The 12,344-nt window shown below is 58.2% G+C and carries 6 protein-coding genes; 4 read left to right on the plus strand and 2 right to left on the minus strand.

The window, feature by feature from the left end; genetic code table 11:
* Positions 1 to 37: 37 nt before the first annotated feature.
* The 3 genes from fabI (at position 38) to DL88_RS08160 (ending at position 6,695) form a co-directional block, all read left to right on the plus strand.
* Positions 38 to 886 carry an enoyl-ACP reductase FabI gene (gene fabI, locus DL88_RS08150; protein ID WP_034994536.1) on the plus strand — a complete coding sequence of 283 codons (849 nt, stop codon included), beginning with the start codon at positions 38 to 40 and terminating at the stop codon, positions 884 to 886.
* 504 nt (positions 887 to 1,390) lie between these two features.
* Positions 1,391 to 5,455 carry a Pls/PosA family non-ribosomal peptide synthetase gene (locus tag DL88_RS08155; protein WP_034994539.1) on the plus strand — a complete coding sequence of 1,355 codons (4,065 nt, stop codon included), beginning with the start codon at positions 1,391 to 1,393 and terminating at the stop codon, positions 5,453 to 5,455.
* A gap of 136 nt (positions 5,456 to 5,591) precedes the next feature.
* Complete coding sequence (locus DL88_RS08160) at positions 5,592 to 6,695, plus strand: helix-turn-helix transcriptional regulator (protein ID WP_034994540.1); 1,104 nt, start codon at positions 5,592 to 5,594, stop codon at positions 6,693 to 6,695.
* Between the two features lie 148 nt (positions 6,696 to 6,843).
* Here DL88_RS08160 and DL88_RS08165 read toward each other — a convergent pair whose 3' ends face one another.
* A complete protein-coding gene (locus tag DL88_RS08165; protein ID WP_034994541.1) occupies positions 6,844 to 9,981 on the minus strand; it encodes a tetratricopeptide repeat protein in 3,138 nt (1,045 codons plus the stop codon).
* A 518-nt stretch (positions 9,982 to 10,499) separates the two neighbouring features.
* Here DL88_RS08165 and DL88_RS08170 point away from each other — a divergent pair.
* Positions 10,500 to 10,925 carry a MerR family transcriptional regulator gene (locus tag DL88_RS08170; protein ID WP_245270698.1) on the plus strand — a complete coding sequence of 142 codons (426 nt, stop codon included), beginning with the start codon at positions 10,500 to 10,502 and terminating at the stop codon, positions 10,923 to 10,925.
* Between the two features lie 429 nt (positions 10,926 to 11,354).
* Here the strand turns inward: DL88_RS08170 and DL88_RS19835 are convergent, their stop codons facing one another.
* On the minus strand, positions 11,355 to 12,287 hold the full coding sequence (locus tag DL88_RS19835; protein WP_156971000.1) for an AprI/Inh family metalloprotease inhibitor: 933 nt from the start codon (positions 12,285 to 12,287) through the stop codon (positions 11,355 to 11,357).
* Positions 12,288 to 12,344: the final 57 nt, after the last annotated feature.

A 12,344-nucleotide genomic window follows, 5' to 3' on the forward strand; every position in this document is an offset into this window, starting at 1 on the left:
CTTCTCGGCCTTCTTGCCCGTGCCTGGTTCATAACGAATGACGCAACCGGAAAGTCTGACGCCTGCCCAAATCACCCCTGGTTTTCTCACCGGCAAACGCGGTCTCGTCATGGGAGTGGCGAACAATCGCTCAATTGCCTGGGGCATCGCCAAGGCGCTGCATAGCGCCGGAGCCGAACTGGCCTTTACCTATCAGGGCGAGTCGCTTGAAAAACGCGTACGTCCTCTCGCCAAAGAGCTTGATGCGCTCTTGGTCGGCCATTGCGACGTGACCGATACCGCGACACTCGATGCGATTTTCGAGACGCTCGAAAAGACCTGGGGAACGATCGATTTCATCGTCCATTGTATCGCCTTTTCCGACAAGGATCAGCTGACCGGCCGCTATGTCGATACGACGGCTGAGAATTTCTCGAACACGCTGCTCATCTCGTGCTATTCCTTCACGGCAGTCGCACAACGCGCCGAAAAGCTGATGCCGGATGGGGGGGCCATGCTGACCCTGACCTATTACGGTGCCGAGAAATGGATGCCGCATTATAATGTCATGGGTGTCGCCAAAGCGGCGCTCGAGGCCAGCGTGCTCTATCTCGCCGCGGATCTCGGCGAAAAGAACATCCGCATCAATGCCATTTCGGCCGGCCCCATCAAAACCCTCGCGGCCTCCGGTATCGGCGACTTCCGCTATATTTTGAAATGGAACGAATATAACGCGCCTCTGCGGCGGACGGTGACCATTGAGGAAGTCGGAGAAAGCGCAGCCTTTCTCGTCTCGCCGCTGGCACGCGGCATTACCGGCGAGATTCTCCATGTCGATGCCGGCTATCATGTCGTCGGCATGAAAAACCCTCTGGCTCCCGATATCGGCGTCGTCGGCAAGGAATAACGGCACCAAAATTGTGGCCGAGGAGGCGCAAGCCTGATCCCGTGATCAATGGCCAAGAAAGCCTCCACGAAATCCCGCCAAAAATCCGGATGCGCCTTGGGGGGCGCATCGTCGGGCCTCGATAGCGACTTGATTGGTCTCATCTCCTTGGGTCCCATGGTACCGGTTTCCGCCTGCGTTGATCACGATCGCTTGTGATCAACGAGATTGATCAGTCGAGATTCACCAAGTCTCGATGATTTACCGGCGCTTTATAAAGATGGGTCGCGTCTCAAGCCCCATCATCACCATCGATCGCGCCTCGACAAATCCGGCGCCCGAAACCATCCTGCCTTAAGGCGGCCATGCAGATCCCTTTCTTTCGATTCAGGCTCTTTTCAGCCTGACCGTCTAAAGTGGATGAATATCTGCTATAGCGTGTGCTTGAATGGCACCTTCTGACGCGCCCCAAACAGTTTCTTTCCCCTCGCTTTCCGGGGCCGCCGATTTCGCACAGGATTTCCAATGGCGCGAACTTCCGCCGTCTCCTCCCTGCCTTCCACGGACAAAAGTCTCGAAATGGCCCATGAGGGTATTCTGCTTGGAGCCTGCCGTCCGGATCTCGTCCGGGACGAATTGCTGACGGAAATCTTTGCACGAACGGTCGCGGCACAGCCTTCAAGCATTGCCATGGTCACCGAGGCAGGGACACTGACCTATGCGGAACTCGACGCCAAGGCGGAGATTCTGGCGCAAGGCCTCGTTGCACAAGGTCTAAGGCCAGGCGGAATCATTGGCCTGTGGATGCCACGCGGCCATGAGCTTCTCGTCTCCCAGATCGCCGTTGCCAAGACAGGCGCGGCCTGGCTGCCCTTCGATGCCGATGCGCCAGTCGACCGGGTCAGCGTCTGCCTCGGCGATGCCGAGGCTTTTGCACTGCTCACGGCCGAGGCTTTTTTCCCGAAACTCGATGCGGCGCTCTCTCATGAGCCGATCCCTTGCCCGGTCGTGACGCCCGCGAAACTCATCGCGACACTGGCCGCCGGCAAAACTCTTGCCCGGATCGATGCCCGCGCGCTCGGCGCGACGCCCGACCATCCCGCCTATCTCATCTATACGTCCGGCTCGACCGGCACGCCCAAGGGCATTGTGATCAAGGGCAGCAACATCTGCCATTATTTACGCTCGGCCAATGAGATCTATGGCCTGACCGCCGCCGACCGGGTGTTTCAGGGTGCCTCCGTCGCCTTCGATCTGTCGATGGAGGAAATCTGGATCCCCTATCTCGTCGGCGCGAGCCTCTTCGTGGCTACGCCGCAAATGATGGGCGAGGTCGATAAGCTGCCGGATCTGATGGAGTCGAACGGCGTCACCGTTCTCGACACCGTGCCGACCCTCCTCAGCCTGCTGCCCCGCGACGTTCAAACCCTGCGGCTGATCATTCTCGGCGGCGAAGCCTGTCCCCCGGCGATCGCCACCCGCTGGTGCCGCCCCGGACGGCACGTCTTCAACTCCTATGGCCCGACAGAAGCCACGGTTGTCGCAACCGTGGCGGAAATCTTTCCTGGCGAGGAGATCACCATCGGCGGCCCGCTGCCGAATTACACCTGCTATGTCACAGACGAATCACTGAACCTTCTCCCCGATGGCGAGGAGGGCGAATTGCTGATCGGTGGCCCGGGCGTCGCTCAAGGCTATCTCCAGCGTGAAACCCTGACGGCACAAAAATTCATCGCCAATCCCTTCGCCAGCAATGGCGACGATCCCAAACTCTATCGCTCGGGCGATGCCGTGCGGATCGACACTGCGGACGATGGCCAGCGTGCGATCGTGTTTCGTGGACGGATCGACGATCAGGTGAAGATCCGTGGCTTCCGCGTGGAACTGGGCGAGATCGAGGCGAGCCTCGCCGATCTGGAAGAGATCGCGCAGGCTGCCGTCGTGTTGCGGCAGGACGGCGGGCTCGAACAGCTCGTCGCCTTCATCGTTGCCGCGAGTGATACAGCGCCGGACCCGGCACTGCTGCGGCAGGCGCTGCGCCAGCGTCTGCCACCCTATATGGTTCCGTCACGGTTCGAGACGATCGACGCATTGCCCCAGCTCTCGTCCGGCAAGGTCGATCGCAAGAACCTGAAACAGCGGGTCCTATCCGAAATCGTCGACGAGGATGCGCAGGAAAATCCGCGCAATTCCATCGAGGCGAGCCTGCTTGCGGCCGCCAAGCGGGTGCTGCCGCCGCAACCCGTTCCGCTCGACGCGGATTTCTTTACCGATCTCGGCGGCCATTCCCTGCTTGCAGCGCGTTTCATCTCTCTGGTGCGGGAAGACCCGACACTCGCCGGCATTACTTTGCAGGATGTCTATACGGCCCGCAGTCTGCGCGGCATGGCGGAACTCCTGCAGGGCAAGCTCGCGGCAGGGCCCGAGGAGGCTTTGGCCTTTACGCCACCACCCTTGCTGCGGCGTTTCCTCTGCGGTCTTGCACAGGCGATCGCTTTGCCGGTCATCATCGCCCTCATCACCGCTCAATGGCTCGGCGTCTTTGTAAGCTATATGCTGTTGACCGGCGCGGACGCCACTTTGTTTGAAGAGGTGGTCTCACTCATCAGCGTCTACATGGCGATCAACATTCTTACCGTGTTCATCGCCATCGCCGCAAAATGGCTGATTCTCGGCCGAACCAAGCCCGGCCGCTATCCGCTCTGGGGGATCTATTTCTATCGCTGGTGGCTTGCGCGGCGGTTTCTCGGCCTCGTTCATCTCAAATGGTTTCAGGGCTCGCCCTTCATGCGGCTCTATCTGCGGGCACTCGGCGCCGAGATCGGGCCCGACGCCATGCTCGGCGAGATCGATGCTGGCGCGCCTGATCTCATCCGCATCGGGGCGCGCGTCAGCATCGGCTCCGTCGGCAATTTCGCCAATGCGCGCGTCGAGGGCAATGAACTCGTCATCGGCACGATCACCATCGGCGACGATGCCTATCTCGGCTCTTCCTGCGTGCTCGAAAACGACGTCGTCATCGGCGAGGGCGCCGCGCTCGGCGATCTGACGACTTTGCCCGCCGGCTCGACGATCGGCCCATTCGAAGACATCGACGGATCACCCGGCCGCCGGATCGGCATAGTCGATCCGGCCGATATCGGCACACCGCCGCAAGCCTCGGCTCTGCGCCGCGCCTTGATGGGGGTCGGTTTTCTGCTCGCCCTCCTGATCATCCCGCCGCTCGGGCTGATGCCGATCATCCCCGCCTTCTGGGTCTTCGACCGGATCGACGAGCTCATCGGCTCCGCCGTCCTCGACCACACGCTCTATCTCGCGTCGATCCCCGTCATGGCCTGGCCGACGGCCTTCGTCATGGTTCTCGTCACCGTGGGCTTCATCGCACTTTGCCGCTGGATCATCCTGCCGCGCGTGCGCGAGGGGCGTTATTCGATTCATTCCGGCTTCTATTTCCGCAAATGGCTGATGACCCTTGCGACCGAGGTGACGCTCGAAACCCTTTCCGCCCTCTATGCCACCATTTACATGCGGGCCTGGTACCGGCTGATGGGCGCGAAGATCGGCAAGGATGCGGAAATCTCCACCAATCTCTCCGGCCGCTATGATCTCGTCGAGATCGGCGAAAAATGCTTCATCGCCGATGAAGTGATGCTGGGCGACGAAGAAATCCGCAATGGCTGGATGTTCCTCAAACGTGTGCGCACCGGCGCGCGTGTCTTCGTCGGCAATAGCGCCGTCGTACCGGCGGGGTCCGATATTCCCGCCAATGCCCTGATCGGCATCAAATCGAAACCGCCCGCCAATGAGCTCATGCAGGAGCATGATACATGGTTCGGCTCGCCACCGATCAAATTGCCGGTGCGGCAGAAATTCGATACGGGGGGCGCCACCTGGACCTATGAAGCGCCGCGCTGGAAGAAATTCGCGCGCGGCTGTTTCGAGGCCGTGACCATTTCCCTACCCACCATGCTGTTCATCACCTTCGGCACCTGGGCCACGGACTGGTTCTCGAAAGCCGTGATCGAGGGCCATTATGGCGAGATCATTCTCGATTTCACCATCTCCTCGGTGGCAATCACCGTCGGCCTCGCCCTCGTCGTGGTCATCATCAAATGGCTGAGCATGGGCCGCTACGAGCCGATGACCAAACCCATGTGGTCGTTCTGGGCGATGCGGACGGAGGCGGTCGCCGTCATGTATTGGGGCCTGGCCGGCAAGGTCCTGCTCGACCATCTGCGCGGCACGCCCTTCCTGCCCTGGATCCTGCGACTGTTCGGCACCAAATGCGGACGCGGCATTTATATGGACATGACCGACATCACCGAATTCGATTGCGTGACGATCGGCGACTACACCGCGCTCAACGCGCTTTCTGCCCTGCAGACACATCTCTACGAGGATCGTGTCATGAAAGTTGGCCGCGTTCATGTCGGCAGAGGTGTGACCATCGGCGCGGGCTCGACTGTGCTTTATGATACCCATGTCTCTGATTACGCCCGCCTCGGCCCGCTGACACTGGTGATGAAAGGCGAGACGATCCCCGCACTGACAGAATGGACCGGCGCGCCTGCCGAGCCGAAGGCGGCATGAAACGAGGGCATGACGATTAATGCCAAGTCACAATGAGAACAACTCATTGTGGCTTGGTATAAGACGCGCACCGTAGAAACATATACATTCGTACCATACTAGTCTCAAGCATTGTTTACTGGCATTCTGGACAGCAATGACAAAGCTAGATGAAAATACACTTGTCGATCAAATTTACGAAGCAGCCGTTGTTCCCGAGCAATGGCCGCGCCTCCTCGAGGGCTTTTCGGAACAGATTGGTAGCGTGGCGGGATTTCTTCTTGCGGTCAATGCCGAGAGAGCAGGATGCATTTCATCCCCGGAATATGCTGCGGCTTTCCAGGAATTCGTAGCCTCGGGTTTTATCGACAGCAATCCCCGGATGGCGCGTATTGTGAATCGCGGATTGGTTGGATTTACTGTCGCGGATCATCAACTCCTGACCCAGGATGAAATGGCGCAAAATCCGATGTATGCCTTCCTCCGCAAACATGGTGGCGGCTGGAGCGTTGGTTGTGCATTCGATGTCCCAAGCGGCGACCAGCTCATTCTCAACTTCGAACGCGCTCATGCCCACGGGCCCTTTGACACCGATACAATTGCTTATACGGATCAATTCAGGTCGCATTTTGCACGTTCAGCCCTGTTGGCTGCCCGGCTTGGTCTGGAGCGGGCACGAGTCGCTGTGGAAACGATGAATGCAATCGGGCTGGCAGCAGCTGTCGTCGGCAACCAGCATCGGCTCGTCGCCTGGAATCCCTTGTTCGAATCCTTGATCCCAAGCCAAATACAGGATCGACAGGAACGTGTCCGTCTCGTTCACCAGGGAACAGACAAAACCTTCGCCTCGGCACTAAAACGTGTCGCCTCCAAAGAACCATTGAGAGAGGCGCTCTCCATCCCCATTCCCAGGGAGGACGATCAACCCGCCTTTATCTTACATCTCGTGCCTCTGCGCGGCGGTGCCAACGACATTTTTTCCAATGCCTATTGTCTACTGATTGCAACACCGGTAACACGCAAACAAGCACCCCCAATCCAATTGTTGCAGGGATTGTTCGATCTCAGTTTCGCGGAAGCCCGTCTGGCGCGTAACCTTACCGAAGGACAGAGCCTGGCGGAAATGGCGCATAGTTTCGGCGTCCAAATCGGAACCTTACGCAACCAATTGAAATCCGTTTTTTCAAAAACCGGATTGTCGCGTCAATCCGATCTGGTCGCGCTTCTCAGCGGATTGTCTCTGGCACGGGAGGAGCAATAGGCTCGTTCTATGGATCTCCGATGCATCGCATTGCGGATCAAGCGTAGCAACATTCAGCAGCATCTCTTTGCTGTTCTGCTGCCGCGTATCCGTAATATCACTGATATCGGATAGAAAGTGATTAATCCGGCAACAGAACCGTTGATCCCTACTGAAAACAGGCAAGCCGGCTATTCGCCAGAAAATGTCCTCCCTCGCACAGGCTGACCGTTTTTGGCGCAGCCTTGTCGGCACGGCGCGCTCCCATATCCTTTTTTATCACGGAGGGCGGGACATCATTAGCCGCGTTGTCGATGCTTTTCGGCTTGTATGCGGCAACGAAGGTTTTGGCGGTGATCAGTTCTTCATCCGAGAGACGGCGCGCGAGTTCATCGCGCTTGCGCGCGGATTCCTCGTCTCCCTGCGCCGCCGCTATGGCGAACCAGGCATAGGCTTTCGGCAGATCGCGCGGCGCGCCGAGACCGCGCGCGAGCAAGATGGCGCAATTATATTGGCTATCGCGCAGCCCATATTCCGCCGCCCGGGCGAACCAGGTGATAGCCGTCGCATAATCCGCGGGGCCTGTTTCCGTCTCCGCGGAAAGAACCGCGAGATTATGCATGGCGCGCGTATTGCCCTGTTCCGCCGCCTGCCGGTAAAGCGCCACGGCCTTATCCAGATCACGCGCCACACCGAGCCCTTTTTCGTAAAGCACGGCCAGCCTGTAGCGCGCGGGGGCAAAGCCCTGCTCCGCCGCTTTCTCATACAATGTTACCGCCGCACGCAAGTCCCGCGCAGGGTCATCGCCCGGTTCATGCGCCGCCCCTTCCTGCAAATGGAGGGCACGCCTATATTGCGCAGCCGCCTGCCCCGCATCGCTGAGCGCAATCAGCCGATCCTCACCCATTTGCGCGAAATCCGACTGTTCATCGGTCGCTTGCGGAGCCGCCGCGGCAATGACATGCGCTTGGCCATCATTTGGCGGCAGAACCGCGTCAACCGCCGTATCATCCGAATCGGCCGCGAGGACTCCAGCCGATTCCTCCGCCACACGTTCAGGATTCCTCCCGGCGAAAGCGTAAAGCCCGCCTTCGAGGACCGCCAGCAGCGCGAAGCCGGCAAGGCCAAGCAGCAGTATTTTCTTTTGAAAGAGACGCCTGAAGAGCGTGAGCATGCGTGCGATCCGGCCACGTGATATCGATGCTTGGCCCTCCACGCCTGAGGTTTTTTTCACCTCGATAACCGGCCGGATACCGGAAAATTGCGGCTTCTGCGTTGAAGGCTCCCCCGGAAAACCGTCGATTGCCGTCAGCGGTTTCGTCAGGGGTTGCTGCAACGATGCCGCCGCCGCGGCTTGTCTTCCCGCCGGTTTCCCTGCGGAGCGGACCGAAAACGGCAGGCCGCTGCCGGGTTCAAGCAATTCCTCTTCGTCGATGCGCGATTCGGCAGCACTAGGCTCCGGAGCCTTCTTTTCTGGCCATGACTGATCTTCGGACCGTTCGAGAGAGCGGCCAATTCCCCCGGAGGGCGGCACGTGGCGCGGCGAGGTCTCTATATTCGCGGAGGGAGCAGGCCGGTTCCCCCGTTCATTGACCGGGGCGAAAATCGGCGTTTCACCAAGGGTCAGGATGGAGCGTAAGGACCGCTCCTCAATTACCTCCTGGTTTTGCCTGCCGTCCGTGCCAAAAAACGTTGCTTGAGCGCCCTCATCATGCGTGAGGCGTGCCTCGACCTTGCCAAGCCTGTCTTCGAGTGCGGCAAGCCCTTCGCGGATCATCGCCTCGATTTGCATGAAACGCCTTTCGGCCATCTGCAAATCCGCGCCGGACATTTGCCCTTTCGGCATGGAATGGCGAAACTCGTCAGCTGCCTGATGCACGGCGTCACGCACAATGTCCCGCAGAGACCCTTTCATCTCCTCCATGTCTGCGGACAGACGGTGGATGGCGCTTGTCATCGGGTCCGAAGGATCAATCACATGACCGGGCCGCTCAACGACCGCACCGGGGGATGGGGGCTCCTGCCGCGACGCTTCAGCCGCTCGTTCGGGCGTGAGCGAGACCGTCCTCGTCGTTAAGTCTGGGACCGGCTGAGGATTTGGCAAAGACGCCATTCTCGCGGCAAGCACATGCACCAATTGTTCGAGTTGCTGCCGGTGCGGCACACTAAACGCCGCATTGGCGTCGGCACGCGCGGTCAATTCCTGCCTCACGGCATCGATCTGCCGCGCCAGCGCTATATATTGATCAGATATTTCAGTCTGAGCGATCGCTGCACCAACCCGCCGCGCGAGCGTTTCTATCCGGTCCTCGACGGTTCGAAGAGCCTCCGCCGACACTCTTTCCCCCTCTGACATGGACCGGGCGCCGATCTCGATCGACGCTTCATGACCCGTCTGCCGCAGCCCCAATCGGTCGATCGCCTTGCTGACAAGGTTCGCCATGGCGGCAATAAGCTCATTGATTTCATGCAATTGCCGCTGCAGCCGCAGCATTGGCTCGGCAGGTCCAGAGGCCCCTAATTTTTCAAATCGCTCGATGACGGCTTTGACGTCTTGATCGAAATCACGCAGGGCACTCACCGGCATGAAAGAGCCGAGCGACAGCGTGATCTCACCAACTTCCTTGCGTAACTGTCCGATATCGGCGCTACGCTCCACGTCAACGCGCAGAATTGCGTCACGCCGCATCGCCTCCTGACGCATCGCGTCAAGTTGTGCGGCAAGCCGGCTGATATCGTCGTGCAATCCATTCAAGGGAAAATCGATCTCCTTGACCCGCTGTCCGGCCATTTCGCTCTGCCCATGATAGGCCGTGCGCACGAGCGCGTTCTGCTCTCCTTCGCCTCCGCGTTTCTCCCCGGATGGCGGCAAAGCCGGAGCGGAACGTCCAGGAACCGCCCGCGCCGCAGCATTGAAAGACGAGCCTTGGCGACGAAGGTCAAGCGCAGTCAGTTCCGATTCGAGCGTACTCCACAAATCGTTCCATTCCGCCGGATGTTCCGCCATTTCCCGGCCTGTCCCGGAACCAGCCGCAGAATTCATCCCGCGGTGGCCAATCGATGCCGAGTTGAAGGGATGCGGGCCGGTTGCCTTTTCGTCAAGCAGAAACAATTGGTCATCGAGGGAATGGGAAAGATGGGCGATCAACTCCCATTCCTGATCGCGGCGATTCTCGAGGGCCCGAAGCCTTCCCCGCTCATGCGCGAACGCCCAGGCCTTTTGCGCTTTCTGTTCGAGGGTTTCCCATCCTGCCATATTGATATGCCGCCTGTAGCCGGTTTCCTGTTGCCGGACGAAACCGCTCACAAGCCTTGCGGCAAGTCATATCCCCGGACCTTTCCCAAGTCCGTTCCGAAACTCTCTCCGGATGATTGAGCGGAAGCAGATCAGCTGCTCCGTTACCGAGGCACCCGTCCAGTCTCGCACCAGCTTGAAAGTGGAAGGTAAAGACCGAGTTAAATCACCGGGCGCATCGGGACGGGCTCAACATGAATCGTATGCGAGCGAATCTCCTTGATTCTCCTTATTTCCTGCCCCCAAGCGGAGAGGAACAACCCAATCGTCATGGAGCGCGCTCAAGCACACGGACACAACCTAGAAATAGGTGTTGTAAAATATACAATCATTAGTTGTTTTCACTACTGAAATTGGCTAGAGCGTTTCGGATATATCCAGAAACGCTCCACGAAAGAAAATTAGAGTATTTTCAAAATGATGGAATCGCGTAGCGATTCAACATTATCGGAAAATGCTCTAGCGTTCGATGATCCGAGGCGTATGGAGGAAGAAGCATGGATAGAAATCAATCGCCCACCAAAAGAGGAATGTTCGACAAGGGCGAGGAAGATGATTGTGCAGGGGAAAGCTGGCCCAAAGAAACGCTTTCCTCCATCAGGGAGTTGGCCCGCGATTTCGGTGTCAGCGTCAGGGCATTACGTTTTTACGAGGATCGGGGGCTGCTTTCGCCCGCACGCAAAGGCACGGCACGTTATTATGATGCAACCAACCGTCATCACTTGCAGCTGATCTTGAAGGGCAAGCGCCTCGGTTTCACCCTCTCAGAAATTCACGACATGCTGCGTGGCGATGAAGCGAAACCGGCCGGTGAGCTCAAGCTGATGCCGGAACAGATCGTCGCCCAGATTTCCCATCTCGAACGTCAGCAGAGCGAATTGGAAGAAGCACTCGCCGCACTGCGCCGTGTCCACCAAAAATTGACCGAGAGCGCGTGCCGGTTTTCCACGCCGTGAAGCGTATTCGTTCCAACCGAACGGATTTCTCGTAGGGGCAATGAAACGCCTTCATTTCGTTGAATGAAGTGCGTGTAAAACTCCGCAAGCGCGTATTTTTATATACTTGCATTCCGCAAGAATTCCGGATTCCGTTCTTATAAATCATTTTATTCCAATGACTTATAGAAGCATGCACCTTATTCCTTCGGAATAGTGGTATATCAATAAAATCGCATAGCGATTCAATGTTATCCGAAAATACTCTCGACTCGCAGCAAATCTCCGAACAGGGAGAATGCCGCGACAGAGCCCATGGGGCTGAAATTTTCCCTGGAAATTCCCGTGAACATCTCATGGATCGTTTTGATGACAATGCACACGGGAACAAAATTCAAGAAAGCCGCAGAGAAACCGGGACGGAGAGTTTTTTCTGCTCCAGCCTGCCTCCTACAATTTCTTCAACCCGAGGCTCTTGCCGTCGGCAGAGTCCTTTTTCCAACTCCCATCGGTTTGCCGGTCGAGATTGATACTATGCCCCTTCCGAGCCGTCAGCACGATATGGTCGCGGACGAGCCGCCAGGACACGGGATCAAAAACGACAATGCCATGATCGCGGCATGCCGGTGCAAGGAGAGCCCGCGCACCATTTCGGTCAAGCGTTATCATACATCCGGTATCGCGGTCTTCCCGCAGGACCGCGTAACGGCCCGGCAAGTCCTCCGGCTTGACCGGAGCCCCATGGCTTCCGGCCCCGGAGGCTGCGGCAAGCCTCGCTGTCTTCATCGAAGAAGCACCATCGCTTGTCCCGCTTTCAGCCGGTTGTGAACGATCCAGCACGGGTTTCGTCGACGAGACTGATTCCATATCAATCGGCGCTCTGTTGGGTTTGCCGAGCGTCACTTCCGTGAGATGATAATGTTCCCCCTCCGGACCGACAGCGGAAAGCTGTCCCTGATCCCCGCCGAAGAAGGTGAGAACGACCGATCCATTACGGTCGGCGAAATCGATACGGTGCGGCGTGATAGGCTGCCAGGCCGCGAAGGAAGCGGCTATGGGAAAATGTTTCCGGCAATAGGCAGGTGCCAGAAGCAGGAAGTTTTGGTCGGGCAAAACCCGCAAACTCAATGTCAGCCGGCACGTCGAACGGCCGGGCGTTCTCGCATCTTCATTTTCGAGGGCGAGATCCCATTGCCCCCCAAGATCGGCGAGCTCCGGCGATAGCGCCGAACCGCCCGGCATGCCGGCAGCCCCGCGATTCAGATCACCATTCTGCGCCCGCGCATTTCCCGCGAGCAGGGAGAAGGCGAAAAGCAGAAACAGAAAAATACGAAAAGCGATGATGGAAAATGGCAGGGTTTTCACGTCGAACGTGACGATCATGCTGAAATCATCCAAAAAGACTTGGGAATTCGATCATTCTATACTGAACTATTGGCC

This window comes from Beijerinckia mobilis (assembly GCF_000745425.1).
GTDB lineage: Bacteria > Pseudomonadota > Alphaproteobacteria > Rhizobiales > Beijerinckiaceae > Beijerinckia > Beijerinckia mobilis.